This is a genomic window from Vibrio sp. 2304, from assembly GCF_033339475.1.
Taxonomy (GTDB): Bacteria; Pseudomonadota; Gammaproteobacteria; order Enterobacterales; family Vibrionaceae; genus Vibrio; species Vibrio alginolyticus.
Window position 1 is genome coordinate 382,687 of sequence record NZ_JAWOUQ010000002.1, and the last position, 26,971, is coordinate 409,657.

Consider the following 26,971-nt stretch of genomic DNA (forward strand, 5'->3'; position numbering starts at 1 on the left):
AAACAAACATTGCAAGTATGAATTTATAGCTAACCGAAAAATAAGCTTTAATTATATATAACCAAGTAACATCAAGATGCTTGGTTCAGCGAGAATGATTTGATTGTAAGGAAAGGCTAGAGTGGAGTGCGGGGACATAACCCCAAAAATCAGAACCTTAAAAATTGGACAACGAGTGATATTGAAATGATGTTATTCAAAAAAGCCCAAAACACTTAAAGTTTGGATTCAAAACAGTAACTGATAGATGCTCTATTTACAAAGTGTGCTCTGTCTTGGGCTTTTCTTTTACTGCTTCCTTTCAATATTAGAGCTGCAAAACTCAATAACATAATGAGAAAAGCGATTCTCTTTAAGTAAAAGACTGAATTTCTAAATCGAGAGGCTTGGTTTATCACCTGCAGATGCGATGGCATAACGAATATCGTCAATAAATCGCCCTTCTGTCTCGATAATTCCATCAGAGAATGTGACTGGTTGATGTGGCCCTGCAAGTAGAACAATATTAGTAAAATCAGAGACGTTGAAGTTCTCTGCCACAACATTTTTGGAATGAAAATCGATAACCGTTTTTGCGACTTGATCTTCCAATTGCAAAAGCTGCTCTTCGGTAATTTTCATGCGTGCCAAAGCCACACGAACACATTTATCGTGGGTTGTTGTCTGTTCTTTTATGATTTCCGTATATTTATCATTGAGCTTGGAGTTTTCTGCATAGCTGTAATATAACGGCCCGTGCAACGTTATATTTTTATCTTCATCAACGTAAACAAGATCCAATAACTCCAAAGCTTTTAGGTAATCAGACATGCTCTGCTCAGACAAATCATACTTTTTCTTTAAAATGGAATATCCATCTTTGCCTCGCAGCATTCTCAATTCACGATAAAAATCGTAAAGATGGGGAAATTGAAAAAAAACTTCATCTTGCGTACGGCTAAAGTAATCCTCGTCTTCGCCTTGTAATTGATTCGCAAGCTTTTGTAGTTCATCTAACGTGCAATCAACAGCTCTACAATATTCAAGCAGTTTATCCAAAGCGAGATTTGTGCTTGTTAAGTGTCTCTTAAAAGTGGACAGCGGCATGCCCATTTTCTCAGATAGCTCTCGATATGTTAGCCCTTTTGTTTTAATCGCTTGGCGTAATGCGGCTAGCAAGTATTCGGGAGTCAGATCTCTCATCTACAATTCCTTTTGGCAATGTTACAGCTGTATAGTATTTGTAACAATTTAGAACCGCTTGGCAAGGTATAAGTTCATATTTTTATAAGAAAAATATGAATTAATATATCGAAATCAAAATTCACACAATAAATGGAAAATTCAATATGAATTCAATTTCACTATGAATATAAAATGATACACAAAACAAAAGTGAAGCAATTACTCTAAATTATCGCAATTAATTTTAATAGTAACGTAGAGTTGAGAATATAAACCTATTCGCTCTGCAAAAATCTAGAATAATTAACCTAAAAGGAACAGAACGGTAAATGCATAATAATTCACCGCTCTCTGTTAGCATTTTTGCAATGCTATTCAAGTAGACTAGTCCGCCAGTTTCACTGCAGTACCAAATGCCAAAATTTCCGAAGAACCATCTACGATTGAGCTTGTGGTAAATCGAATCCCTACAATTGCATCGGCACCTTTAGATTCAGCGTCTGCTACCATGCGCTGTATAGCTATATCACGCGCGTCGGTCATCATTTCCGTGTAACCGCGAATTTCACCGCCAACAATGCTTTTGATACCCGCCATGAGGTCACGACCGATGTGTTTTGATTGAACAACATTACCAGTTACAACCCCTCTTATTTCAGAGATCTGCTTGCCCGGAATGCTTTCTGTCGTTGTGTAGATCATTTTTAGTCCCTTATAAACGTAAAATATATACCCAAGCCATTTTATTACCAACAGAGCAGTGATCAGTAATCAAATCGGGAAGACTGATAGACAAGATTCTGAATGGCAAAACTGAAAAATATTTAGGTATATATTTTAGCAATAAAAAAGGAGAGCTAATGCTCTCCTTCTCTTAATCCTAAACTGCTAATTAAAGAGCAGCTTTCGCTTTTTCAACTAGAACTGCAAATGCAGCTTTGTCGAATACTGCGATGTCCGCAAGGATCTTACGGTCGATCTCGATAGATGCTTTCTTAAGACCGTTGATGAAACGGCTGTAAGATAGACCATTTTGACGAGATGCCGCATTGATACGTGCAATCCATAGTTGACGGAATTGACGTTTCTTAGCGCGACGGTCACGGTAAGCGTATTGACCAGCTTTAGTAACTGCTTGGAAAGCTACGCGGTAAACGCGTGAACGCGCACCGTAGTAACCTTTAGCTTGTTTTAGAACTTTCTTATGACGTGCACGAGCTTGTACACCACGTTTTACGCGAGGCATTATGCTTCTCCTAAACTAAACGATTGATAACTAAAAAGAATTAAGCGTATGGCAACATACGGATTACTGCAGCCACTTCACATTTTGGAAGGATTGCATTCGGACGTAGTTGACGCTTGTTCTTAGTAGTACGCTTAGTCAGGATGTGACGTTTTGTAGCGTGCTTGTACTTAATACCACCAGCAGTTTTCTTAAAACGCTTAGCAGCACCTTTGTTGGTTTTCATCTTAGGCATGATGAATAACTCCGCATTGAGTAGGTTTAATAAACAACGTAATTAGGGCGAACAAAACCCAGCCGTTACGCCTTTATCGAAAGGAAAGCGGCTAGGTTTTAATTACTTGATGAGCCGTTAATTACTTCTTTTTAGGGGCTAGCACCATGATCATCTGGCGACCTTCAATCTTCTTAGGGAAAGATTCAACTACAGCAAGTTCTGCAGTATCTTCCTTAAGACGATTTAGAACGTCAACACCGATGTCTTGGTGTGCCATCTCTCGGCCACGGAAGCGAATTGTTACCTTCACTTTGTTGCCTTCTTCAAGGAAACGCGTCAGGTTGCGTAGTTTTACCTGATAGTCTCCAATATCAGTTCCAGGACGGAATTTTACTTCCTTGATCTGGACCTGCTTTTGCTTCTTCTTCTGCTCTTTAGCAGTTTTGCTCTTCTCGAAGAGGAACTTACCATAGTCCATCACACGACAAACAGGTGGCTCGGCGTTAGGACTGATCTCAACGAGATCCATACCAGCTTCTTCAGCAGCTGCAATGGCTTCTTGAATCGATACAACACCAACTGATTCACCGTCAGCGCCTGTTAGTCGAACTTCACGAATACCACGAATTTCACCGTTGATACGGTGCGGGTTTTGTTTTACCGGCTGTTGGCCACGTCTTCCGCCTTTAATAGCTTATTCCTCCAGATTGAGCTTACGGCTAGAGATCTCGTCTTGGATGTATGCAATAAAATCATCCACTTTAAATTTACCAAGATCTTTACCTTTACGAGTACGTACTGCAATTTCGCCAGCTTCCATTTCTTGGTCACCAACAACAAGCATATACGGTACACGCTTCAAAGTATGTTCGCGGATTTTAAAGCCAATCTTCTCATTTCTCAAGTCCGCTTTAGCTCTAATTCCACTTTTTTGTAGTTTTTGTACTATTTCTTGAACATAACCTGACTGTTTATCAGTAATGTTCATAAGAACTGCTTGTTCTGGCGCCAACCAAGTTGGGAAGAAACCAGCATATTCTTCGATAAGGATACCAATGAAGCGCTCTAGTGAACCTAGAATCGCACGGTGAATCATTACCGGTACAAGACGTTCGTTATTTTCACCTACATAAGTAGCGCCTAGGCGACCTGGTAGGTTGAAGTCTAGCTGGACAGTACCACACTGCCAAGCGCGGTCTAGACAATCGTATAGTGTGAATTCAATCTTAGGACCGTAGAACGCACCCTCACCTTCTTGAATTTCGTATGGGATATCCATCGATTCAAGAGACTGCTTCAATGCTTCTTCAGATTGATCCCAGATTTCATCTGAACCTACACGTTTCTCTGGACGAGTAGACAGTTTCACTACGATGTTGTCGAAACCAAATGTTTGGTACGTATCGTACACCATCTTGATGCAGTTTGTTACTTCTTCTTGGATTTGGCTCTCAGTACAGAAAATGTGAGCATCATCCTGAGTAAAGCCACGTACACGCATAATGCCGTGTAGTGCACCAGATGGTTCGTTACGGTGACATGAGCCGAACTCAGCCATACGTAGCGGTAGGTCGCGGTACGATTTTAGACCTTGGTTAAAGATCTGTACGTGACCTGGACAGTTCATTGGCTTAATCGCGTATTCACGGTTCTCAGAAGAAGTTGTGAACATCGCATCAGCGTATTTGTCCCAGTGCCCAGAGCGTTCCCAAAGAACACGGTCCATCATAAGTGGACCTTTCACTTCTTGGTAACCGTACTCATCTAGCTTAGCGCGGATGAATACTTCTAGATCACGGAAGATAGACCAACCATTGTGATGCCAGAACACCATACCCGGTGCTTCTTGCTGCATGTGGAATAGGTCTAGTTGCTTACCAATCTTACGGTGATCACGCTTTGCCGCTTCTTCTAGGCGAGTTAGGTGCGCTTTCAGTGCTTTCTTGTAGTGGAAAGCCGTACCGTAGATACGTTGAAGCATTTTGTTGTCGCTGTTACCACGCCAGTAAGCACCTGCAACATTCAGCAAAGTGAAGTGTTGACAGAAGCTCATGTTAGGAACGTGAGGACCACGACACATGTCGATGTATTCTTCATGGTGGTAAAGGCCTGGACGATCATCACGCGATACGTTTTCGTCTAGGATTTCCACTTTGTATGGTTCGCCACGTGATTCAAACGTATCACGCGCTTCCTGCCAGCTTACTTTTTTCTTAACCACTTCGTACTTGGTTTTCGCTAGCTCTTTCATACGCTTTTCAATCTTTTCAAGATCTTCTTGCGTTAGAGATTCGTCTAAGTCGATATCGTAGTAGAAGCCATTGTCGATGGTTGGACCGATCGCCATTTTAGCTTGAGGGTAAAGCTGCTTAAGAGCGTGACCAAGAAGGTGAGCACAAGAGTGACGAACGATTTCTAGACCGTCTACTTCATCTTTAACTGTGATGATTTCAAGGCTTGCGTCTTCTTCAATTAGATCACACGCATCAACGCGGTTACCGTTTACACGACCAGCGATAGTTGCTTTTGCAAGACCAGGACCGATCGATTGCGCAACTTCCATAGTAGAAACTGGGTTGTCAAATTGACGCTGACTGCCGTCAGGAAGAGTAATAATAGGCATGCTATGTCCTTTACAGTGGTGTTGCACACCAAGCAACACATGTTATTCAAATTAGAAGCTATTTGTTGAAAATAGTTGAGAGTCAATAAAGGCCTCTCGGTAACACGAATACCGGACCGTTATCGAAAATGGGATTGTACCTAGCTCATATTTAGAATGCAAAGCGCGATTTTGTTTTGTCATAAGAACTTAACCGCAGACCCGTCACGACAATCTGATCATGCTTTTTTAAGAGACCGCATAGCTGATGAATGGAATTGCCCCTCAATGAACTTACACAACAAATTACAATATCCCCTATTACGTGTGAACCGATACAAAGCCTAACACGCTGGGCGAGAGCTCAACGTGCGATTTAGGTATATAGTTGTTTTATAGAGTAGTTTGTATGTAGGTATTCATCATGGTCTATTTCAAATCGCGCTTTATGGTGCTTCTAAGCACCTCGATATGTTCTTTGCAAGCCTTCGCATCAAATGACTTATATGGCCCGCTGCGTTCTTACGCACAATCCCCAATGCAAGTGGTTAGTCACACCAACATACTACGTTCAGGACACAGTCTGCCCTCTGGTTTTGTCGAAGCCTATGGTTCGGGAACCGTGGCAAGTGTTTGGGCTCATACTGATGAATACGCACTGGATTATTACCACAATCAAATCGAATTAGGCAGCAAATGGCAAGTCAGCAACCGTTGGCAGTGGGAGCTCAACTATCGATGGGTCTTTGCCGCTGACAACCATTTAGATGGACTGACGAAAAGCTTCCATAAACTTTTCGGTATCGGACAAAATGGGCGGGATAAAGTAGACAGAGATCGTTTTTACATTTCAATGCCGCAATATGATGTGTTTGAAGATGATTTCGAAGGACAAACACTGGCCAATAACCTATCTACTTACTTACAGTATCAAGTGTTCCAAAATGAACATCACGGCCTATCGATTGGCGGCAGTTTGTATTTTAACGATGTGGCTCACGGCACTTTTCAAGGTAGCAGTTTCGAGCAAGGCTTCCAATTAAACTACAGCTACTTAAGTGATGCTCATGCATTTTATTCGATGATTGGCATGACTTTTCGATCGGATGACCGTGCCTTGCTCGATCTGCCCTATCGACATAATACGATTGCCATTGCGGGTGGGTACCGTTATGCCTTAGAAGATAACCATCACCTGATGTTGGAATATCATTGGTATCAAGGCTCAACAGAAGGGCCCACAGAGTTTGCTGATGCCTCTAATGAACTGGTATTAGGCTATCGATATCTAATGGAAAATTCAGCGCTTGAGTTTTTAGCCGTAGAGAACGCAAGAAACATGGATAACAGTACCGATATCGCTTTCACAATAGGATATCGGTACATATTTTCATCAAGTTGATGAGAGCTATAGATTTAGCGTTGGTGCAACTGCGGCAGCGACTTGAGCATCGGTTGCATTGATCGGTAACGTAAACGAGCGATATTGGTCACCAGCCAAACTGAGCGAACGGTCAATCTCTGCCAAACAATGCATGACCTGCCCTTCCAGAATAAAAGAGAGCTCAATTTCTTTTGATGAGATAAAGCCGTTGTTACGGAACTCTAGCTCTTGATAAATACCAGAGCGAGAGGCAAACGAGCCACCGCGCAAAAAGCCTTTTTCAACATCGGCTTTAACCATTGTGAAGCCAGCTTGCTCGATCGCTTGAATAACCCGAGATGCTACTGGTAGTGGTTTCACTTCAATATAGTCACGGTCACGCGGGTCAATCGCAAAATCAATATCTAACGTCGTCTCGACCCAAACATGACATTGATTCTTAAGTGCGCTAACCGCAGTAATTGGCGTTTCATCATGCAGTTTTAGCTGAAACGGAACTTGCTTTTCTTCATTAGGTTGAATCACAAAAGGGTCAACTGCTTTCAATTGATCAATAGTGAAGGTTTGGTAACTTACGCTATCATCCACTTCGACTTTCATTTCCGTGTTCAATTTAATCGTAATAGCATCAATTTGTTGTTCGACGTCTCCGCCTTTGATATGAACATGCCCTTTCAGCGTCGCTCCTTGAAACACGCTCATTTCGTCCAAAATGGTATCTACTTTTGCAGACCCGATCCCCAGTGATGCTTTCAATTTTTTAAACATACTTTTCCTTTTTTAGCGATTTTTCTTCTAATAATCGTTTGTTTACACAATTGTTTTCTGCTGTGCAAGCAATAGACCACAAGAAAATGTTTGAATTCAATCATCAATCCAAATAATGCTCAGCAGCAAGAGTCATTCAGCTCTTCAATAGGATTGCTCGGTCACTAAGCGGTACATTCGTCGAGAAATGTTTGCAATTTGTACCTAAATTAAGCAGTATTTGTATAGTCAAATAAAGGGAGATCATTATGTCTGCACCACTCTACATTCAAATTAAACAATTTATCCTGGATAAAATTGATGCTGGAGAGTGGGTAGTTGGTCATCGCATCGCCACCGAGATTGAGCTTACCGAGCAATTTGGTGTCAGTAGAATGACAGTGAACAAAGCAATTCGGGATTTAGTAAATGAGGGCCGATTACAACGTCGCCCACGCTTAGGCACGTTCGTGTGTGATCCTGGTGAAAAGTCAGAATCTCCCCTGCTAGACATTCGAAACATTGCCGAAGAAGTCAGCGATAGAGGGCGAAAGTATGGCAGTAAAGTGCTCAAACAGATTGCCATAAAAGCAGATGACAACATTGCGACAAAACTCGGCGTTATGTTAGGCACGACAGTGTTTTACAGTGAAATTATTCACTATGAAGACCAAACGCCGATTCAATTGGAGCTCCGCTGGGTGAATAGCCAATATGCCCCGAGTTATTTAAATCAAGACTTCACACAAATCACTCCAAATCAATACCTGTCAGATAATTGCCCACTCAGCGCGATAGAACATACTGTAGAGGCAATTGTGCCTGAAAGCCGTATTAAGCAAGACTTAAAAATGCAAGCCAATGAACCTTGCCTTCTCTTGAATCGCAGAACGTGGAGCCAAGATAAGTTAGTCAGTACCGCCCTACTTTATCACCCTGGTAACAAATATAAGCTGAGCTCAAAAGTGCTCATTTAAGGACAAGATTTGTCCTCTAGATCTACGTTTTGATCACATTTTAGCAACATCAATCTTGTCAGTGTTCTTATTTTGCTCTATTTATTTGTATATACATTTAATGATACAAATAAACACAGGGACACAAACATGGATTTGCTGATTGAAAACGCACGTCTAGTTACCATGCAATCGGGAGAGTGCGGATACCTTCCAACGCCTCCAGCGCGCATTGGTATTCAATCTGGAAAAATCGTTGCGATCAGTACCTGTGCCATTGGTGAAGACGCACCGCAAACCGAGTCTCTGTTGTCTGCCCAACATTACCCTCAGAGTATCGATCTTCAAGGCCAGTTAGTTCTGCCGGGCCTGATCGACTGTCACACTCATCTTATTTACGCGGGCAATCGTGCCAACGAATTTGAAATGCGCTTAAACGGCGTGCCATATCAAGATATTTCCAAACAAGGCGGCGGGATTCTCTCAACGGTACATGCGACACGCTCTGCAACCGAAGCGCAGTTAGTTGAGTTAGCGTTGCCACGTTTAGACGGGCTACTCGCGAGCGGCGTCACTTCTGTCGAAGTGAAATCAGGCTACGGATTGACACTGAATGATGAAGTAAAAATGCTCCGTGCAGCCAAAATGCTTGAACAAGAGCGCAAAGTTAAAATCACGACTACACTTCTCGCCGCTCACGCCATTCCGCCAGAGTTCCAAGGTCGTGCAGATGATTATATTGAGCACATTTGTCAGGACATAATCCCTGTTGTCGCAAAGGAAGAATTAGCTACGAGTGTCGATGTTTTTTGTGAATCGATTGGTTTCAATCTTGAACAAACAGAAAAAGTGTTTGTAGCTGCAAAACGCCACGGCTTAAAGGTTAAAGGGCATACTGAGCAACTTTCTAATCTCGGTGGTACAGCCCTCACTGCGCAATACAACGGTCTGTCAGCGGATCACATCGAGTTTTTAGATGAGCAAGGTGTTAAAGCACTTGCTCGATCAAACACCGTCGCCACTCTATTGCCTGGCGCTTTTTATTTTCTAAGAGAAACTCAGTTACCACCGATTGAGTTGTTGAGAGAGCATAACGTGCCGATGGCAATTGCTACGGACGTCAACCCAGGTACATCACCATTTTCTGATCTCACACTCATGCTGAATATGGCGTGCACGCTATTTCGCCTTACACCGCAAGAAGCACTGCGTGGTGTAACGCAACATGCAGCCAAAGCTCTGGGTTATCAAAACTCACGTGGCGAAATCAAAGTAGGGTTTGATGCGGACTTCTCTATCTGGGATATCGAAAGCCCTGCGGATTTAAGTTATCAAGTCGGAGCAAAACGTCTGGTAGGTCGTATAGTAAATGGTGAATACATTTCACACGGAGGCCAATAATATGTCTCAATTCGACCTACACTCTCCCCTATTTCATTGGCAAGGCCGTCATGATGCCGAGGACGGCAAGCTTGGTCAGCGAATTCATCACGTTGTTCAACGCCAAAAAGCAGATGAGTTGAGTGCCGTTGCGCATGGCGTCTCATTACTCGGTTTTGCTACCGACGCTGGCGTTGCGAGAAACAAAGGACGCATTGGCGCGAAAAAAGCGCCAGACTTAATCCGACGAGCACTCGCTAATTTAGCATGGCACCAAGACGCCCCACTATATGACTTAGGTACTGTGGTGTGTGAAGACGACTTACTGGAAGAGAGCCAAGCTCTATGTGCAGCAACCATTTCAAGCGCACTGCCCCATACGCCAGTCATCGTGCTAGGTGGTGGGCATGAGATTGCGTGGGCCTCCTTTTCCGGCTTAGCGGGGTATTTTAAAGAGCACTATCCAGAGAAGAAACCTAAAATCGGCATTATCAATTTCGATGCTCATTTCGATTTGCGCGCATTTGAGAGCAACCTCACCGACATAAGACCAAGCTCTGGTACACCCTTCAACCAAATTCATCATTTTTGTCAACGTAACGATTGGGACTTTCATTACGCTTGTATTGGTGTAAGCCGCAGTAGCAACACTAAAGCGCTATTTGAAAAAGCAGATGCGTTAAATGTTTGGTATGTAGAGGACAATCAGCTCTGCTACTTAAACCACAGTTATCACTTAACTCAGCTTCAGCATTTTATTGACGACTGTGACTACCTCTATTTGACCATTGATCTGGATGTATTTCCTGCCGCAACCGCACCTGGAGTCAGCGCACCAGCAGCTCGGGGAGTGAGTTACGACACTATTGCACCCTTTTTAGATCGAATTCTTCATTACAAAAATAAGTTAATGCTGGCTGATATCGCCGAATACAACCCAAATTATGACGTCGATAGTCAAACAGCACGATTAGCTGCCCGTTTGTGTTGGGATATCGCCAACGCAATGGCGGAAAAACAGCACAAACCATAATGCATCCCAGATGCCACTGATTATTACGACCAAGCAAGTACTTGGTCATCACGAGAAACTAAAGGAGTCTGAAATGACACAGCGCCAGGGACAAGATCCACGACTTGATACAAGCAGAACAATTCGTGCACCTCACGGAGATAAACTGCGCGCAAAATCTTGGCTAACCGAAGCCCCTCTTCGTATGCTGATGAACAACCTTGATCCTGATGTTGCAGAACATCCACATTCACTGGTTGTATATGGCGGCATTGGCCGAGCAGCGCGAAACTGGGAATGTTACGACAAGATTGTTGAAGTACTTGAAAGACTCGAAGATGACCAAACGCTTTTAGTTCAATCAGGCAAGCCTGTTGGTGTTTTCCCTACTCATAAAAATGCCCCACGCGTGCTTATCGCAAACTCAAACCTTGTTCCGCATTGGGCAAACTGGGAACACTTCAACGAGCTCGATAAACAAGGCTTGATGATGTACGGCCAAATGACCGCTGGCAGCTGGATATACATTGGCTCGCAAGGTATCGTACAAGGCACATACGAAACGTTCGTATCTGTTGCAAAAAAACACTTTGACGGTGAAGCAAAGGGCCGTTGGATTCTAACAGGTGGTCTTGGTGGCATGGGTGGTGCTCAACCTCTCGCTGGTACAATGGCGGGCTTCTCCATGATTGCAGTAGAGTGTGATGAATCACGTATCGATTACCGCCTACGTACAGGCTATGTCGATAAGAAAGCGACTTCTTTAGATGAAGCGCTAGCTATCATTAAAGAGTCAGACACACCAGTATCGGTTGGTCTACTAGGTAATGCAGCAGACGTTTTCTCTGAGCTGGTAGAACGTAATATCACGCCTGATGTCGTAACAGACCAAACGTCTGCACACGACCCGCTCAATGGCTATTTACCACAAGGCTGGAGCATGTCTCACGCAGCAGAAATGCGTTTGCAAGATGAAGCAATGGTCGTAAAAGCAGCGAAAAAATCTATGGCTGTGCAAGTTCAAGCGATGTTAGAGCTGCAAAATCGCGGCGCCGCAACACTCGACTACGGTAACAACATCCGCCAGATGGCCTTGGAAGAAGGCGTAGAAAACGCATTCGATTTTCCTGGCTTCGTTCCAGCCTACATTCGTCCTCTATTCTGTGAAGGTATCGGTCCTTTCCGTTGGGCTGCTCTCTCTGGCGATCCTGAGGACATTTATAAAACCGACCAAAAAGTAAAAGAGCTAATTCCAGATAATCCGCACTTACATAACTGGCTAGATATGGCTCGCGAACGCATCCAGTTCCAAGGTTTACCTGCGCGTATTTGCTGGGTTGGTCTTAAAGATCGTGAGCGTCTTGGTCAAGCATTCAACGAAATGGTGAAAAATGGCGAACTTAAAGCGCCCGTTGTCATTGGTCGAGATCACTTAGATTCTGGCTCTGTAGCAAGCCCGAACCGTGAAACCGAAGGTATGATGGACGGTTCTGACGCCGTATCAGACTGGCCATTATTAAACGCGCTACTCAACACGGCGGGCGGCGCAACTTGGGTTTCACTACACCACGGTGGTGGCGTAGGTATGGGCTTCTCGCAACACTCAGGTATGGTTATCTGCTGTGACGGCAGTGAAGATGCCTCAGAACGTATTGCCCGCGTGCTGCATAACGACCCAGCAACAGGCGTGATGCGTCATGCTGATGCGGGATACGATATCGCTAAACAATGTGCAGCAGAGCAAGGGCTAGATTTGCCAATGCTCAACGAAGAACTGAAGAAGCTCAAGTAAGGATGAAAGAGATGTTAAATTTAACGCTAAAGCCAGGTCATATTAGCTTAAACGAACTACGCCAAGTGAGCCGTTCACCAGTCAACCTTACTTTGGATCCTGAAGCCATTCCGGCCATTGAAGAAAGCACACAGGTCGTAGACCGAGTCATCGCGGAAGATAGAACGGTTTACGGAATTAACACTGGTTTTGGGCTATTGGCTAACACACGAATAGCACCAGAAGATTTAGAAACACTGCAACGCAGTATCGTTCTTTCTCATGCGGCAGGTATCGGTGAGTTTATGTCAGATGAAACGGTTCGTCTGATGATGGTATTAAAAATCAATAGTCTGTCTCGTGGCTTTTCTGGGATTCGCCTAAAAGTCATTAATATGCTGACCGACCTAGTCAACGCACAAGTTTACCCTTGCGTACCTAAAAAGGGCTCTGTTGGCGCATCAGGTGACTTAGCTCCTCTAGCCCATATGAGCACTGTATTACTGGGAGAAGGACAAGCTCGCCACAACGGTAAAATCATTTCCGGGCAAGAAGCATTAAAAATCGCAGGTCTAGAGCCTATCACTCTGGCGCCAAAAGAAGGCTTAGCGCTACTAAATGGGACTCAGGCATCCACAGCGTTCGCATTGGAAGGCCTGTTTATCGCGGAAGACCTTTTCGCGTCAGCAACCGTTTGTGGTGCAATGTCTGTTGAAGCCGCTCTCGGCAGCCGACGTCCATTCGATCCGCGCATTCACCGTGTACGTGGTCATCGCAGCCAAATGGACGCAGCACTCGCATACCGTCATTTGTTAGACACATCGAGTGAAATAGGTGATTCGCACACTAACTGTGAAAAAGTACAAGACCCGTATTCTTTGCGCTGTCAGCCTCAAGTGATGGGCGCGTGTTTACAGCAAATCCGCAATGCGGCGGAAGTATTACAAGTAGAAGCGAACTCCGTATCAGATAATCCGTTGGTGTTTGCTGAAGATGGTGACATCATCTCTGGCGGTAACTTCCATGCGGAGCCTGTTGCAATGGCAGCCGACAACCTAGCACTTGCGATTGCCGAGATCGGCAGCTTGTCTGAACGTCGTATGGCATTACTTATCGATAGCGCGCTATCAAAACTGCCACCGTTCTTAGTCGACAATGGTGGTGTGAACTCTGGTTTCATGATTGCTCAGGTTACCTCTGCTGCGTTAGCAAGTGAAAACAAAACACTCGCTCACCCAGCGTCAGTAGACAGCTTGCCAACATCTGCAAACCAAGAAGATCACGTGTCAATGGCAACATTCGCGGCTCGCAGATTGAAAGAAATGGGCGAAAACACTCGCGGTATTCTGGCTGTCGAATACCTCTCAGCAGCACAAGGCCTAGACTTTAGAGCGCCAAACAAGTCCTCTGAGCGTATTGAGATTGCGAAACAAATGTTGCGTGAAAAAGTATCGTTCTACGATAAAGATCGCTACTTTGCGCCGGACATTGAACAGGCAAACACTCTGCTTAAGCTGGCTATCCACAACACGCTCATGCCAGAGAGCTTGTTACCAAGTATTCAATAATTAAGCATAACTGGCATTTCATCGAATAAACAGATGATGACTTGAAGGCTCTACGTTCTGCGTGGAGCCTTTTTACATACGATTAAACATGTTGATGGCACTGTTTATGAACGCCTGTCTACTTTGATGGCTATACTTTAAAAGATAGGCGAGCGAAAAGGTCGTTGTTTATTGCTTTCACAAATAAAAGCGTTGCTAAAGTATGCGTTTTTAACGGTTTATCCGCCGAAATAGTGTCTTATTGTTAGGATACGGTGAAGTTTTCACTGGATGGACCATTGCTACGCAGATATTCGCATATAATCCCACACAGTTTTGGTTACTACGTAAAAATTATGTTTCTAACACCTTATTTTTCAAACACTAATCACCAGTTTCAGTTCACTCGCGAACAAGCAAGCCACTTTGCAAAACGTGTCGCAGGTGACTACAACCCAATTCATGATGAAGACAACAAACGCTTTTGTGTCCCTGGGGATTTACTTTTCGCAGTGCTCCTTAGTAAAGAAGGCGTTAGCCAAAAGATGCGTTTTAACTTCTCTGGCATGGTAAACGATGGTGTAGCACTTCATATTGAAAATAAGTGTGACAAAGAAAGCGCTGTTGTTGACGAGGCAGGTAAAGAATACTTACACATGTCCCGTGAAGGTGAAACTAACCACGATCCGGCATTTATTGAGCATGTAGTGACAAATTACGTGCAATTTTCTGGTATGAACTTCCCTCACATCATGGTTCCTCTTATGGAAGAGAAGCAAATGATGATTAACTGCCAGCGTCCATTAGTTATTTATGAAAGCATGGAAGTCGAATTTTCACGCTTAGACCTTACGCATCCAGAGGTGGATTTCACTGGCGCAACATTCGATGTAGAAGGAAAACGAGGTGTAGTCACCTTAAACTTTGCGTTCAAAGAAGACGGTGAAGTCGTTGGTAAAGGTATTAAGCGCATGGTTGCAAGTGGCTTGAAGCCATATGACCAAGAAGCGGTTGACGACCTTGTACGCCGCTTTAATGAACGTAAGGATGCATTCCTAGCAAAGTTCGTTAAGGCAGCCTAGTCGACTGCCCTATCAGAAGCGCACAAAAAACGTGTTTACTAAAAGAAAGCCCAACGTCGACCGTTGGGCTTTCTTTTTATGTCTCATCCAAACAAAACTAAACGCAATGCTTAGAGCCAACGACGAACATGGTTTTTATAATCCACATACTCTTCACCAAACAATCGCTCTAAAACGCGTTCCTCAGGCTTGATTTGAAACCGATTCATATAACTGACAAATATCACGCCACAAAGCACCACACTCAAGTGCTGCCACCACAAACCAGTTGCTATGATTAGAAGCAATAATGCCGTGTACATAGGGTTGCGTGAAAAGGCAAACACACCAGTTCTTACAACAGAAGATGCCGCTTCAGGTTTTACTGGGTTCACTGTGGTTTTTACTTTGCGAAATTCATACACGCCAGCAATGCCCATGTAGCCAGACAACAAAGTTAATACACCTACTACAAATTCAACAAAGGGGACTCGAATGTTCATGCTCGGCGTCAAAACTTTAAGTCCGTACATCAAAAGTATGACTAGCAAAAACACCGCAACAGGTGGGACTTTGAGTTCAAGTTTTCTCAAGATTCATATCCTTTGAAAGGGTCTAAGTACGGTTTCTAAAAAGCCCAGTAAAACTGGGCTTGATTTAGTCCGATTACAACAAAGTTAACAATGCCTGAACGGGATGCTTGGGCTTCGTTCCTTCAAAGCGTTTAACTTGGCTGCGGCAAGAATAGCCTGTAATCAAACATCTCTCGTTATCCAACTTATCTAAGCTTGGCTTCCAGCTTAAATTGTAAATGTCTTTCGACATCGACAACTTATCAACCTCATGACCAAACGTACCCGCCATACCACAACAACCAACAGGTACCGTATTCAAAACTGCACCAAAGTGAGCAAAAATAGCGCCCCACTCTTTTTCCGCATTTGGCATTTTGGTTTTTTCAGTACAGTGCGCAAACAGATACCAAGGTTCCTGCGCCTTATGCTCTCCGCTTTCAAACGCTTCTAGTCTTGGGTAAAGCCATTCGTGGGCTGTTAGTACATCGAAATCACCTCGCTTACTGCCAAGCACTTCAGCGTATTCGTCTCGATAACACAGCACCAAAGCAGGATCGACGCCAACTAATGGGATATCCAAATCCGCTACCATCGCCAAGAACTTCGCTGTGTCGGCTGCTGTGTCCTTAAACTGACGTAAAAACCCTTTAATGTGTTGTGCTTTACCATTCGGCTTAAACGGCAGAAGCACCGGATTCATACCCAGCTTTTTCAATAACTTAACGAAGTCTTCAACGACATCAGCGTCGTAGTAACTAGTGAATGGGTCTTGAACAATTAAAACATGCTTGCTCTTTTCAGACGAAGACAAACCACTGAGCGCTTGCAGATCATAAGGCGTTGTCAGCGACTCTACTCGTTGTTTCAAGGTGGGTACTGATAACAACGGCGCATCGACATACCCGACCGTAGATGCCGTTAAACTTTTCACCCACGACTGCTTCAAAACACCATTTACGACACCTGGCGCTTTCGCCATCATCGGCAGCATAGTCTCAATGTTGGCAACCAGATAGTCTTTTGCAGGACGTTGATAACGAGAGTGATAGATGTTTAAAAAGCGTGAGCGAAAGCTCGGAACATCGACTTTAATCGGACACTGACTCGCACACGCTTTACACGCCAAACAACCATTCATCGCTTCATACACTTCGTGAGAGAAGTCATACTCGTGACGACGATTGATAGAATGACGTACGCGGTCAATCATGGTTTTGATTGATGTTTTGTTTTCTAGTGTTTGCTTTTCTAAGTCAAGAATATCAATGCCTTGCTCAGTAAGCTGACGCAACCACTCACGAACCAAACCTGCACGACCTTTTGGTGAATGACGACGATCGGCTGTTACTTTCATCGATGGACACATTGGCGAGCTGGTATCGTAGTTAAAACACAAACCGTTACCGTTACATTCCATCGCTTGTTTAAAGCTGTCACGTACTTGAACGTCAATCTGACGGTCATAGTAACCACGTTTGGTATCGGTAACTTTGACAAGCTCTGCATCACTATCCAGCGGTGTACAGATTTTGCCCGGGTTCATTTTGTTGTGTGGATCGAATGCCGCTTTCACACGTCTCAGTTCAGTAAACAACTCGTCGCCGAAAAACTCAGGGCCATATTCTGAACGGAAACCTTTGCCGTGTTCACCCCACATCAAACCGCCGTATTTCGCCACCAGCTTGACCACTTCATCAGAAACTTCGTGCATCAATGCTTCTTGGTGCGGGTCACACAAATCCAACGCAGGACGTACGTGAAGCACCCCAGCATCGACGTGACCAAACATGCCGTAATTCAGAGACTTGCTGTCTAACAGTTCTCGAAACTCTACAATAAAGTCCGCCAGGTTTTCTGGTGGCACACAGGTATCTTCAGCGAATGCGACCGGTTTAGCACGACCTTTTGCTGCGCCTAACAAACCCACCGCTTTTTTACGCATGTTGTAAATACGCCCAATGCTCGCTACATCGTTACAAACTTGGTAGCCGATAATGCCCGCTTCTTCTGTTTCCAACATGGTATCGAGCTTGGCGGTCAACGCTGCAACCTGAGCAGCAACTTCTTCTTCGTCCTGACCTGCATATTCCACCATATTGATGCCAAGCATCTCTTTATTTGGAACATCGGTAAGCAAATCACTCACGGTGTGCCAGACGATATCTTGCTTCGCGAGATTAAGCACTTTCGAGTCAACGGTTTCTACAGACAGCGCTTTCGCTTCGACCATCAACGGTGCATTACGCAGTGCAGAATCAAAGCTGTTGTATTTAACGTTAACCAAAGTACGCGCTTTCGGAATTGGCGTCAGGTTAAGCTTCGCTTCGGTAATGAATGCCAATGAACCTTCAGCGCCGCACAGTACTCGTGTGATATCGAAACGGTCACCTTCTTCATTCAAGGCATTTTTTAAATCGTAGCCCGTTAAAAATCGGTTAAGAGGAGGAAATTTATCCACGATCTGCTGGCGTTTTTCACGACATACGGATTCCGTTACACGTAGCGCCTTGGCAGCAAACTCGTCTTCTTTTGGGTAGCCGTTGGACAGGTCTGATTCTAAAACTGAGCCATCAGCAAACACCGCTTGTAGCGACAAAACATGATCGGATGTTTTTCCGTATTTCAGAGAACCTTGACCAGAAGCATCGGTGTTGACCATGCCGCCAATCGTTGCACGGTTACTGGTAGATAAGTCTGGAGAGAAGAAGTAGCCATAAGGGCGAACAGCGTCATTTAACTGGTCTTTCACTACACCAGTTTGTACACGAACCCAGCCTTCTTTCTCATTAATCTCAAGCACTTTGTTCATGTGACGAGACATATCCACCACAATACCTTTGGTTAGCGACTGACCATTGGTCCCTGTGCCGCCACCACGAGGTGAAAAGGTAATTCGTTCGTACTTTTCTTTATTGCTCAGTTTCCCGAGGAGAGAAACATCTTCAGTCGTTTTGGGATGAACGACAGACTGAGGAAGTTGCTGGTAAACACTGTTGTCAGTGGCAACCGCTAGTCGGCTTGAATATTGGCTTTCGATATCGCCAGTGAATCCGGCGTGCTCAAGCTCTTTCAGAAAACTAAGAACAAGAGGATCGACATCAGTTTGCGAGTGTAATCTTGGTAACATTTGCTTCCTGCCCCTACGACGCTGATCCGATCAGCTGCGGGTTGTGTAATTATTTGCTCACTTCTCATACAAATTGGCGCTAAGCGAAAAAAAACACCACAAAAGAGTTAGTGAAGTAATATTCTTTGAATTTCGTCACTTTACAACATTTAAAAAGACGAGCAAATCAGAATCTCGATACAATAATTAAACTTATGCTTTATTTTTTCACGCTTGATGCCTTACATTGGGGAACGAATCGCGTTTCTAGATGAGTTTTCAGAATGAAAAAAAATAAAATTGTGACCACTGAAGATATCCTTCTCAAACTTTGCCAGTCTGTTTCTGGCGTACTTACTTCGGCGACATCTTCTCAAGTAAATTATTCAGCAATGGTGCAAAAAATCCACAAGACTAGCCTCAAACCAGATTTTGGCTGTTTTGTTCTGTTTGATGGCGGATTTACCGGGCTAGTTGTGATTAATTTTACGGCAAAAGCCGCACTGGAGATCTACACCAACTACATGCGTAATATGGGCATGCCAGAAGAAGAGCTGGCAATATCTCATACTTCTGACGAGGTAGGCGATGTTCTGGGTGAACTCATGAATCAACTGGTCGGAGACTTCACTAATAAAATTCGTAAAGACCTGCAAACGAACATCACACAAAACCAACCAAAAATGCTGGCGCTGAATAAGCAAGTTATCTTACAAGTTGATACCAACCTTGACCGCCCTCAAGCGCGCAGAGTGACGTTCTCCACCGAAAACAACAATATTTTCTATCTCGAGCTAGCAATGGATAAAACTGAGTTCATCCAACTGGAAGAGTTTGAAGTTGCTGAAGACGAAAACCCAGACGACATTTTAGAGGCAACACGTAAACAGTTGGCTGAGAAAGAATCTAAATCGTCGGGATCAAACGATGATGCCGATGACTTGCTCAACCAGCTCGGGTTGTAATTCTAACGAATCTTAATGAAGAATGGCTTCTTAGACACAAGTACGACTTCATACTGATTACGACGAACTAAAACGCCAGCCTCGCTTAATGCGAGGCTTCTTTTTATGTGCAGAAATTATCTTCAGTCCCACCTTGTATTTCGTTTTTATGTCAAAAAAGGTAATATGTCTGACTTCATAAATTTTCTGCTTTCGTTACTGGTTGTCGATGGATAAACAAAAAGCTCTGAAAAAAATCGCCAAGTGCTTAGAACTGGGCAATTCCGCTAATGTTAATGAGGCTGCCAATGCTATCAAAATGGCACATCGCCTCATGCTTAAATATGGTCTCGATAAAGACGATATTGAGTTCATCAGAATGGGAAAAACACAATCTTCTCATCTGCTACCAGCGAACATCAGTTCTACCATATTGCGAGTGATTCGCGGCATTAACACAAAATTCGGTGTCGAAGCAGTATTGTTGAATCACAAAGGGCTCAAACGTGTCGAATTTATCGGTGAAGCAGATCGCGCTATTTTTGCTGCATTTGCTTTCGATATTGTTTATCGCGAGATGAACGAAAGTACCGGACAATTCCGAAACAGCTTTGCTGGCACCGGCACCTCTTCTCAGGAAGTGACTCGCCGTGTGAACTCATTTGTATCTGGCTGGGTGGAAGGCGCGATTGAAAAATTGCCAATTATTTCTCCAGATGAAGAGTCGGCCAATAAAATTAATGACTATATTGATAAAGAATTCCAAAACATTGACCGCGAAACGTTCAAGAAGCAATTGAAAGAAGCGATGAAAAACCTAACTGAAGACTACGAAGTGGGCTTAAAGAAAGGTAGAAAGGTTTCAGTTAACCGTGGAGTGGGCGGCGAACAAGCACGTAAAATGTTGGGCGATTCATCGAAATAGCCAGAATAGTAAAGGATTCACATAAGCAGCAATGACTTCGATGTCTATGGGGCTTACTTTGAGAGCTTTGGCAGTATTGATAGGAATTTTCTTACATAAACTCTTATCAATCTTACTTTCTCATAACAAATATTAATGCTTGTTTATTCATAATTCGCATCCCATTATGAGGCATGGTTTCGCCTCAGTTTTATACGGAGATTTTCCCTTGAAAAAGATGCCTATTGCACTAGCTCTAGTGCTAGCTCTTACTGGCTGTCAAGCCACTCAACGCCAAAATGCAACAACGGGTGAATACGAAACTAACTCCACCACGCAAGGCGCGCTTATTGGTGCGATCGCGGGCGCAGCAATCGGCCTAGCAACGGGTGATGATGCTAAAGAACGTCGTCAGCATGCACTCATTGGTGCAGCCGCCGGCGGAGCGACTGGCGCTGGCGTTGGTTACTACTTTGACCAACAAGAAGCGGAATTACGTCGCGCTTTGCTAAACTCTGGCGTACAAGTTCAGCGTGTTGGTGAAAATCAGCTTTTACTGCGTATGGAAAACGGTATCGGCTTCTCTTCAAGCTCTTACCAGCTTGATGCTAGTATCCATAATACTCTACGCGGTGTTGCTCGCATCCTAGTTGAGTACCCAGATACCAGTCTCGTTATTGATGGTTACACGGATAGCACAGGTAGTGAGTCATACAATCAAACGTTGTCAGAGCGCCGTGCAGAGTCCGTACGTCAATTCCTAGTATCTCAAAACGTTGCACCTGGTCGTGCAATTGCACGCGGCTACGGCGAACGTAACCCAATTTGCTCAAACCAAACTTCTGAAGGTCGTGCGTGCAACCGTCGTGTTGAAATCCAGATCTTGCCACTGAAGTAATTTGGTTGCACCATAACGGTAATAATAAAAAATTACCGGAGCAGGCCTAACCATTATCGTTAGGCCTGACATATTAATGTCTGTCAAAACGTCTGCCCTACTCTGCTTATTTAGCCTCAGCTTTTCTGGCTACTCACTTGCCTCTCAAGCTCCAAATGACCCCATCGAACAATACGAGTACGCACAACAATTATTGGCATCAAACGAAGCTGAAGCCTCACCAGAAACGCGCTACTGGCTAGAGCAATCCGCCAACCAAGGTTACCTCCCTGCGCAAAAACAGCTCGCGAACGACTTTGCTAAAGGGATAAATGGCGAAAAAAATGAAACACAAGCGTTATATTGGCTAACCTCTATCGCACTCAATGACCCAACCGATCGTGGCTTTCTTCTCGCCGATTTTATTCAGCGCAATCCAGATAAGGTCACAACTTCTCAATTGACTGAAGCCTTGTATCAAATGGCTTCTCAGCATAATCCAGCAGCAGAACAAGCTTATAATCAACTGTTAGAGCTGCGCTTCAACCAACTACGAGCTAAACAAGTCTCGCAAATAAAGTCGCTCGATAAAAAAGCAGAGCAAACACAAGAAGAGAAAAGCACAGTTGCAAACCCCAAAGTAAAACACTCGCAGTTTCTATGGCTGATTTGGCTAGCGGCGATCCTCATCATCAGCGGCTTAAGTTTCCTCGTGATCAAAAAACTCAAGCAGAATAGAAAAGCGCGTGAAGCCAAAGAGGAAAGCCAAAATCAACGAATGGCGGAAAAAATAAAAGAGCTAGAGTTTACGAACAAGCAACTGAAGCGTCAGTTAGAGAAACTATTCAGAGAATTTAAGAAATCCAAAACTCAGGCAGAAAACCATAAGCTAAGCGTCGCGTGTGCTATGTTTGGCTACACACCACAAACCATCCCTGATTTACAGGCAATCAAGCTACGCTATAGACAGTTATCAAAGCTTTATCATCCTGACACAAGGGGCAGTGAAGAAGAAATGAAGCGACTCAATCATGCCTTTAAGCTCGTTTCACAAAATGTTACAAAACAGTAAAAATAGGTCAGGATACTTTGGCTGCCATGCTTCTATTCCCATATAATCAAACACCGCAATCGATCTCCCTCTCAAAGAAATTAACAGACATTTAACTTAAGTCTCGCTTTTATGCCATAATGCCCGGCGCAAAATAACACCTAACGACTCAAATTAATCTAGGTGGGGAGAAAATCAATGTTCACTGAAGAAGGCACCTGTGATTGGTGTAAAAAACCTAGTCTTGTAACTCGTCACGATTATTTAGATGGCAAGCACCATTACTCATGTAAAGCTTGTTACGACATGGCAAAAATCGACGTGCGCCTATTTAACCAAGGCGAATTGCAAATGCGCGAACGCTTGCAACGAGCGAGCTAAGCAAGACGGAATCAATGGAACTGATTTTCAAAGGCGCCTTTTAAGGCGCTTTTTTGATCGGCCAAGCCTATTTCCAATTTCTATCTCGTATTCCCTCCTATCCTACATAGCACGTCGCATCGGTTATCAGCCCTCTTACCACTGTCCGTGAAAAACACCTGTATATACAGTAGTAAACCCCTGTATGTCTCTCGTCCAACTTTCTACTCACCTCACATTTTTAAATTGATGTTAGACATATCAGAAATGAAAAATAAACAAATAAATTCAATCACTTAAAGTAAAATCCTTTTATTTCCTTTTCAAAAAACCGCAAATAACTTTTGAGAAACTGGTTGATCAGGTCGCCAAAACAAACTACTGTATACACATACAGCATGTATAAAGGAACAGTAAGATGCAGTTACAAAGTCAATCTCATACATACTCTCGTTACAACGTATTGGCACAAGCAACTCAGCCCATGGCCGTTTCGGATCAGCTTCTATCTAAGCTGGCTGTTTTATCGCAGCAGAAACAATGGATTTTGTTTACAGCAGACTGCCCTCGTCCAGACTTTGAACAACTCACTGCTTCTAATATTTGCTGTAAAAACGTTATTCAAATGAAGCCCTCTCAACAGCTTTCAGAAGTCGAGATCGTGATAAAAGCCATCCGCTCAGGCAATGCCAGTGCTGTTGTCGCATCCAATAAAATTGCACTTATGAATCAATCGATGTTGCGCGACATGGCGCAGCGCTATCAGTGTGAAGTCTTTTTCGTCGAAGGCAGAGTTAATAAGTACCACTAATAAGTTCGACGTTATCCATCCTGCATCTCGCCTCCTTTTTAAGGGGGCTTTTTTTGTATTAAAGAAAACAGGCAAACGTTTGCTTTTTCTCTGGCGAGTTAAAATAGTTCTGGTATGATGCCCACATTCGATTTATTCAGCGCCCACATTTTGCTGAATATCTTCTCTTTCTGACGTTTGATTAAGATGATAGGAATGTCGCAATGAGCCTTGCTAATCAAGTACTTGCCGTCAATGACGACCTGCCAATTCGCACCCATAAACCCGTTCATAGTGGAAAAGTTCGTTCAGTTTACTGGTTAACTGAAGAAGACAGCGCCCGACTGATCAAAGAAAAAGGATACAATGTCGCTCCAGATGCGCCTTTGGCTATCATGGTGATTAGCGACCGAATCTCTGCATTCGATTGTATTTGGCATGCTGAAGGTGGTCTTAATGGTGTCCCGGGTAAAGGGGCTGCGCTTAATGCGATTTCTAATCACTGGTTCAAACTGTTCAAAGAAAATGGCTTAGCAGATAGCCATATTCTAGACATTCCTCACCCTTTTGTTTGGATTGTACAAAAAGCCAAACCGGTAAAAATCGAAGCCATCTGCCGCAAATACATCACGGGTTCGATGTGGCGCGCTTACGCAAATGGCGAGCGCGAGTTTTGTGGAATCCAACTTCCTGAAGGGTTAGAAAAAGACAAAGCACTGCCAGAGTTGCTAATGACCCCATCCACAAAAGGCATTCTAAAAGGCATTCCCGGTGTGCCAGAAGCGGATGACGTGAATATTACTCGTCAAAACATCGTAGACAACTACGAAGCATTTAACTTCTCAAGCGCTGACGATATCGCACTCTACGAAAAATTGCTGAAAGAAGGCTTTAACGTTATCAGCCAAGCGTTAGAAGAAATCGACCAAATCTTTGTCGATACCAAATTCGAATTTGGTTATGTTCATGATGCTGCTGGCAATGAAAAGCTGATTTACATGGATGAAGTGGGTACACCAGACTCGTCTCGTATATGGGATGCTAAAGAGTACCAAGCAGGTCACATCGTAGAGAACTCAAAAGAAGGTTTCCGCCAGTTCCTACTTAACCACTTCCCTGACCCAGATATCTTGCTAAACAAAGAACGTATGCCTGAGCGCGAAGCTCTCGCTCGTGATAATGCTTTACCCGTCGAATCTTTGATGGCGATTTCGAGCACCTACATTGGTATTGCCGAGAAGATTACAGGCAAGCCGATTCATTTGAGTGAGAATCCGAAAGCGGAAATCATCGAAGTTCTGAGCAAAGAATACGGATTGATTGACTAGCACTGTCGCTAGATTGCTAAACGCTTTCCAATAAAAAGTCCGCACTAGCTTGCGGACTTTTTTCGTATTAGGCTCAGTTTAGCCGATATTTAACGTAGTGCCATCTGTTGTAGAGGCTGACTTGGTCGTCACCTGATATGTTTTGTCTTTAATCGTTGATACGAAATACCAGGTCGACTCTGCCTTGTCAGGCGTAAAAGTAACGCGCATAAAGCCACGCTGTTTGATGTCTGCCCACTGTAATTCTGACACTAAGTGCGGCAGCGTGTATTCCATTTGAGCGATCGCAACAGGGTCTAACGCGAGGTAGGCCTCTAACCCAGGGGAACTCACAGAGCTAGTCGCAAACTCTACCCCGATAGGATGCTTAGATACGTCTTTAAGCTCACTTGCCCATGCGTTGTGCGTATCTCCGGCCAAGCAGACAAAGTTACCACTGCTGGCTTTGACCAGTTGATAAACTTTCTCTCGCTCAACGTAGTAGCCATCCCATGCATCTAGGTTATATGGCAAAGCAATGGTATCTAAACTTGGGTCAGAGAGATAACCCGTAATCGCAGAGTTTACCGCTAATAACGCCTCTGTTTTTTGTTCTTCAGTGGCAGTAAACAATTGAAACATCGCGGTCATAACCGAACTTGGCAACTCCATACGAGACATTAACACTTGTTGCCCTAGCACATTCCAAGTTGCGTCGTGCGTACTGAACGCATCCATCAGCCAAGCGAGTTGGTCACCGCCTAACAGCTCTCGGTCTTGACTGCGCGACTGGGCAACTAAACCGCCAATAGCTTCCATCGTTGGTGAGCTGAGCGAGAAATAATCCAACGGTTTATCACGCCCCACAAGTCGCGTGTCGAGCATCATCAAATTGACTAAACTTCCAAACGAAAACTGACGGTAAATCAGCATGTTTGAGAAAGTGTTTTCACGAACGGGCAACCATTCTGTCCACGCGGCAGCCGCAGCTGCACGACGATCATTAAAGCTGCCTTCCTCTTCTTGATGGTTTTCCGCACCATTTTTCCAACTATCATTTGCAAGCTCATGGTCATCCCAGACTGCAATCATTGGTAGGCTCGCATGTAACGCTTGCAGATCAGCATCTTGGCGATATTGCGCATACCGTTTTCGGTAATCATCTAAGGTAATGCATTCAGTGCCTTTGCTTGGCTCTCGCCCTAGTGCCTCAGCATCTTCACTAGCGTAGCCACCAGCCCCATACTCATAAATGTAATCACCGAGATGAAGTACCACATCAAACGGTTCTTGCTCATGTTGATTTAAGATCTCTCGATACACATGGAAATAACCAGCAGGATAGTTTGCGCAAGAAACAACGGCCATGGATGCCTTTTCTACACCACCCTCTGGTAATGTTTGAGTTTGCCCGACTTCGCTAGTGACATCTCCAACCATGAATCGATAGTAGTAGCGAGAATTTGCGTTGAGGTTTTGAACATCAACTTTTACCGTGAAATCTCGGCTCGTGTCTGTGGCAAAAGTGCCACTTTGCACGATATCAGTAAAATTTTCGTTAGATGAAACTTGCCAGCTTACATCTGCGTAGCTCGCTGAGGTTGTAACACGAGTCCAAATGATTACTTGTGTTTGAGTAGGATCTCCACTCGCCACTCCGTGCTCAAAGGTAACCGCAACAGATTCACTAGCATCGCTACCACAGCCCACCAGCCCGGTAACAATCGCCGTTGAAGAGGCAGCTTTCATAAAGTCTCGACGAGACAAAGACATATTGACTTCCTTTCTTATTGTGTTTGTTTTTATGCCCAAATGACGTGGTGACTCAATCATCCTTGTGTGCCAATAAGGGACGTTAATTCGAACTTACAGTACCAACCACTTAGTCGGTAATTTGTCCTAAAAACACAAAGTTAGAAGCTAGTTATGACAATTGCATTTCCAAACGTTACATTTTTGTTAATTTAAGT

The 26,971-nt window shown here is 44.0% G+C and carries 24 protein-coding genes; 14 read left to right on the forward strand and 10 right to left on the reverse strand.

Going from position 1 to position 26,971, the window contains the following annotated elements; genetic code table 11:
• Positions 1-372: 372 nt before the first annotated feature.
• The 6 genes from R7P64_RS06555 to thrS form a co-directional block, all read right to left on the reverse strand.
• Entirely contained in the window at positions 373-1,182 is an 810-nt protein-coding gene (locus R7P64_RS06555; protein WP_006741660.1) for a helix-turn-helix domain-containing protein, read from the reverse strand.
• 366 nt (positions 1,183-1,548) lie between these two features.
• The gene (locus R7P64_RS06560) at positions 1,549-1,866 is read right to left on the reverse strand and encodes a heavy metal-binding domain-containing protein (RefSeq protein WP_005377919.1); all 318 of its coding nucleotides are present in this window, start codon (positions 1,864-1,866) and stop codon (positions 1,549-1,551) included.
• Positions 1,867-2,056: 190 nt separating this feature from the next.
• Positions 2,057-2,410: a 50S ribosomal protein L20 gene (rplT, locus tag R7P64_RS06565; protein ID WP_004727974.1), complete on the reverse strand. Its 354-nt coding sequence runs from the start codon at positions 2,408-2,410 to the stop codon at positions 2,057-2,059.
• A gap of 40 nt (positions 2,411-2,450) precedes the next feature.
• Complete coding sequence (rpmI, locus tag R7P64_RS06570; RefSeq protein ID WP_005377932.1) at positions 2,451-2,645, reverse strand: 50S ribosomal protein L35; 195 nt, start codon at positions 2,643-2,645, stop codon at positions 2,451-2,453.
• Between the two features lie 121 nt (positions 2,646-2,766).
• The gene (gene infC / locus R7P64_RS06575) at positions 2,767-3,318 is read right to left on the reverse strand and encodes a translation initiation factor IF-3 (protein ID WP_074191168.1); all 552 of its coding nucleotides are present in this window, start codon (positions 3,316-3,318) and stop codon (positions 2,767-2,769) included.
• 3 nt (positions 3,319-3,321) lie between these two features.
• Entirely contained in the window at positions 3,322-5,250 is a 1,929-nt protein-coding gene (gene thrS / locus R7P64_RS06580) for a threonine--tRNA ligase (protein WP_318123282.1), read from the reverse strand.
• Positions 5,251-5,653: 403 nt separating this feature from the next.
• On the opposite strand from thrS, the gene R7P64_RS06585 reads away from it, so the two are divergent.
• Positions 5,654-6,631 (forward strand): DUF3187 family protein, encoded by a 978-nt coding sequence (locus R7P64_RS06585; protein WP_005385489.1) that lies wholly within the window; start codon positions 5,654-5,656, stop codon positions 6,629-6,631.
• Positions 6,632-6,637: 6 nt separating this feature from the next.
• Here the strand turns inward: R7P64_RS06585 and R7P64_RS06590 are convergent, their stop codons facing one another.
• Positions 6,638-7,381 (reverse strand): sporulation protein, encoded by a 744-nt coding sequence (locus R7P64_RS06590; RefSeq protein ID WP_318123283.1) that lies wholly within the window; start codon positions 7,379-7,381, stop codon positions 6,638-6,640.
• 248 nt (positions 7,382-7,629) lie between these two features.
• Between R7P64_RS06590 and hutC the strand changes: the two genes are divergently transcribed.
• The 6 genes from hutC (at position 7,630) to R7P64_RS06620 (ending at position 15,108) form a co-directional block, all read left to right on the forward strand.
• Positions 7,630-8,337, forward strand: coding sequence for a histidine utilization repressor (gene hutC, locus R7P64_RS06595; protein ID WP_005385493.1), 708 nt, complete (start codon positions 7,630-7,632; stop codon positions 8,335-8,337).
• A 129-nt stretch (positions 8,338-8,466) separates the two neighbouring features.
• Complete coding sequence (hutI, locus tag R7P64_RS06600; protein WP_213880128.1) at positions 8,467-9,717, forward strand: imidazolonepropionase; 1,251 nt, start codon at positions 8,467-8,469, stop codon at positions 9,715-9,717.
• Position 9,718: 1 nt separating this feature from the next.
• Positions 9,719-10,729 carry a formimidoylglutamase gene (gene hutG, locus R7P64_RS06605; RefSeq protein ID WP_031780966.1) on the forward strand — a complete coding sequence of 337 codons (1,011 nt, stop codon included), beginning with the start codon at positions 9,719-9,721 and terminating at the stop codon, positions 10,727-10,729.
• A 73-nt stretch (positions 10,730-10,802) separates the two neighbouring features.
• Positions 10,803-12,500: a urocanate hydratase gene (gene hutU / locus R7P64_RS06610; protein ID WP_025766830.1), complete on the forward strand. Its 1,698-nt coding sequence runs from the start codon at positions 10,803-10,805 to the stop codon at positions 12,498-12,500.
• A gap of 11 nt (positions 12,501-12,511) precedes the next feature.
• On the forward strand, positions 12,512-14,047 hold the full coding sequence (gene hutH / locus R7P64_RS06615; protein ID WP_064368094.1) for a histidine ammonia-lyase: 1,536 nt from the start codon (positions 12,512-12,514) through the stop codon (positions 14,045-14,047).
• A gap of 335 nt (positions 14,048-14,382) precedes the next feature.
• Positions 14,383-15,108: a DUF3581 domain-containing protein gene (locus tag R7P64_RS06620; RefSeq protein WP_017821813.1), complete on the forward strand. Its 726-nt coding sequence runs from the start codon at positions 14,383-14,385 to the stop codon at positions 15,106-15,108.
• 110 nt (positions 15,109-15,218) lie between these two features.
• Here R7P64_RS06620 and R7P64_RS06625 read toward each other — a convergent pair whose 3' ends face one another.
• Positions 15,219-15,680, reverse strand: a complete 462-nt coding sequence (locus R7P64_RS06625) for a methyltransferase family protein (RefSeq protein WP_033905135.1) — start codon at positions 15,678-15,680, stop codon at positions 15,219-15,221.
• Positions 15,681-15,753: 73 nt separating this feature from the next.
• Positions 15,754-18,789 (reverse strand): FAD-binding and (Fe-S)-binding domain-containing protein, encoded by a 3,036-nt coding sequence (locus R7P64_RS06630; RefSeq protein ID WP_213880124.1) that lies wholly within the window; start codon positions 18,787-18,789, stop codon positions 15,754-15,756.
• Between the two features lie 263 nt (positions 18,790-19,052).
• On the opposite strand from R7P64_RS06630, the gene R7P64_RS06635 reads away from it, so the two are divergent.
• From R7P64_RS06635 to R7P64_RS06665, 7 genes are all read left to right on the forward strand, one after another.
• The gene (locus R7P64_RS06635) at positions 19,053-19,733 is read left to right on the forward strand and encodes a DUF3334 family protein (protein ID WP_005388843.1); all 681 of its coding nucleotides are present in this window, start codon (positions 19,053-19,055) and stop codon (positions 19,731-19,733) included.
• A gap of 208 nt (positions 19,734-19,941) precedes the next feature.
• The gene (locus R7P64_RS06640) at positions 19,942-20,637 is read left to right on the forward strand and encodes a DUF2786 domain-containing protein (RefSeq protein ID WP_005377954.1); all 696 of its coding nucleotides are present in this window, start codon (positions 19,942-19,944) and stop codon (positions 20,635-20,637) included.
• 217 nt (positions 20,638-20,854) lie between these two features.
• Positions 20,855-21,514, forward strand: coding sequence for an OmpA family protein (locus R7P64_RS06645; RefSeq protein ID WP_005377956.1), 660 nt, complete (start codon positions 20,855-20,857; stop codon positions 21,512-21,514).
• Positions 21,515-21,590: 76 nt separating this feature from the next.
• Complete coding sequence (locus R7P64_RS06650; protein ID WP_064353831.1) at positions 21,591-22,565, forward strand: hypothetical protein; 975 nt, start codon at positions 21,591-21,593, stop codon at positions 22,563-22,565.
• Between the two features lie 177 nt (positions 22,566-22,742).
• Positions 22,743-22,925: a hypothetical protein gene (locus R7P64_RS06655; RefSeq protein WP_005377960.1), complete on the forward strand. Its 183-nt coding sequence runs from the start codon at positions 22,743-22,745 to the stop codon at positions 22,923-22,925.
• Positions 22,926-23,322: 397 nt separating this feature from the next.
• Positions 23,323-23,715 (forward strand): SulA-like leucine-rich domain-containing protein, encoded by a 393-nt coding sequence (locus R7P64_RS06660; protein ID WP_012841914.1) that lies wholly within the window; start codon positions 23,323-23,325, stop codon positions 23,713-23,715.
• A 203-nt stretch (positions 23,716-23,918) separates the two neighbouring features.
• A complete protein-coding gene (locus tag R7P64_RS06665) occupies positions 23,919-25,022 on the forward strand; it encodes a phosphoribosylaminoimidazolesuccinocarboxamide synthase (protein WP_033905133.1) in 1,104 nt (367 codons plus the stop codon).
• A 78-nt stretch (positions 25,023-25,100) separates the two neighbouring features.
• On the opposite strand, the gene R7P64_RS06670 is transcribed toward R7P64_RS06665, so the two are convergent.
• Positions 25,101-26,774 (reverse strand): alkaline phosphatase D family protein, encoded by a 1,674-nt coding sequence (locus R7P64_RS06670; protein ID WP_213868402.1) that lies wholly within the window; start codon positions 26,772-26,774, stop codon positions 25,101-25,103.
• Positions 26,775-26,971 lie beyond the last annotated feature (197 nt).

Coding starts and splice junctions, on each gene's coding strand:
- R7P64_RS06555 (WP_006741660.1), bottom strand. CDS start 1,182: ATGAGAGATCTGACTCCCGAATACTTGCTAGCCGCATTACGCCAAGCG.
- R7P64_RS06560 (WP_005377919.1), bottom strand. CDS start 1,866: ATGATCTACACAACGACAGAAAGCATTCCGGGCAAGCAGATCTCTGAA.
- rplT (WP_004727974.1), bottom strand. CDS start 2,410: ATGCCTCGCGTAAAACGTGGTGTACAAGCTCGTGCACGTCATAAGAAA.
- rpmI (WP_005377932.1), bottom strand. CDS start 2,645: ATGCCTAAGATGAAAACCAACAAAGGTGCTGCTAAGCGTTTTAAGAAA.
- thrS (WP_318123282.1), bottom strand. CDS start 5,250: ATGCCTATTATTACTCTTCCTGACGGCAGTCAGCGTCAATTTGACAAC.
- R7P64_RS06585 (WP_005385489.1), top strand. CDS start 5,654: ATGGTCTATTTCAAATCGCGCTTTATGGTGCTTCTAAGCACCTCGATA.
- R7P64_RS06590 (WP_318123283.1), bottom strand. CDS start 7,381: ATGTTTAAAAAATTGAAAGCATCACTGGGGATCGGGTCTGCAAAAGTA.
- hutC (WP_005385493.1), top strand. CDS start 7,630: ATGTCTGCACCACTCTACATTCAAATTAAACAATTTATCCTGGATAAA.
- hutI (WP_213880128.1), top strand. CDS start 8,467: ATGGATTTGCTGATTGAAAACGCACGTCTAGTTACCATGCAATCGGGA.
- hutG (WP_031780966.1), top strand. CDS start 9,719: ATGTCTCAATTCGACCTACACTCTCCCCTATTTCATTGGCAAGGCCGT.
- hutU (WP_025766830.1), top strand. CDS start 10,803: ATGACACAGCGCCAGGGACAAGATCCACGACTTGATACAAGCAGAACA.
- hutH (WP_064368094.1), top strand. CDS start 12,512: ATGTTAAATTTAACGCTAAAGCCAGGTCATATTAGCTTAAACGAACTA.
- R7P64_RS06620 (WP_017821813.1), top strand. CDS start 14,383: ATGTTTCTAACACCTTATTTTTCAAACACTAATCACCAGTTTCAGTTC.
- R7P64_RS06630 (WP_213880124.1), bottom strand. CDS start 18,789: ATGTTACCAAGATTACACTCGCAAACTGATGTCGATCCTCTTGTTCTT.
- R7P64_RS06635 (WP_005388843.1), top strand. CDS start 19,053: ATGAAAAAAAATAAAATTGTGACCACTGAAGATATCCTTCTCAAACTT.
- R7P64_RS06640 (WP_005377954.1), top strand. CDS start 19,942: ATGGATAAACAAAAAGCTCTGAAAAAAATCGCCAAGTGCTTAGAACTG.
- R7P64_RS06645 (WP_005377956.1), top strand. CDS start 20,855: ATGCCTATTGCACTAGCTCTAGTGCTAGCTCTTACTGGCTGTCAAGCC.
- R7P64_RS06650 (WP_064353831.1), top strand. CDS start 21,591: ATGTCTGTCAAAACGTCTGCCCTACTCTGCTTATTTAGCCTCAGCTTT.
- R7P64_RS06655 (WP_005377960.1), top strand. CDS start 22,743: ATGTTCACTGAAGAAGGCACCTGTGATTGGTGTAAAAAACCTAGTCTT.
- R7P64_RS06660 (WP_012841914.1), top strand. CDS start 23,323: ATGCAGTTACAAAGTCAATCTCATACATACTCTCGTTACAACGTATTG.
- R7P64_RS06665 (WP_033905133.1), top strand. CDS start 23,919: ATGAGCCTTGCTAATCAAGTACTTGCCGTCAATGACGACCTGCCAATT.
- R7P64_RS06670 (WP_213868402.1), bottom strand. CDS start 26,774: ATGTCTTTGTCTCGTCGAGACTTTATGAAAGCTGCCTCTTCAACGGCG.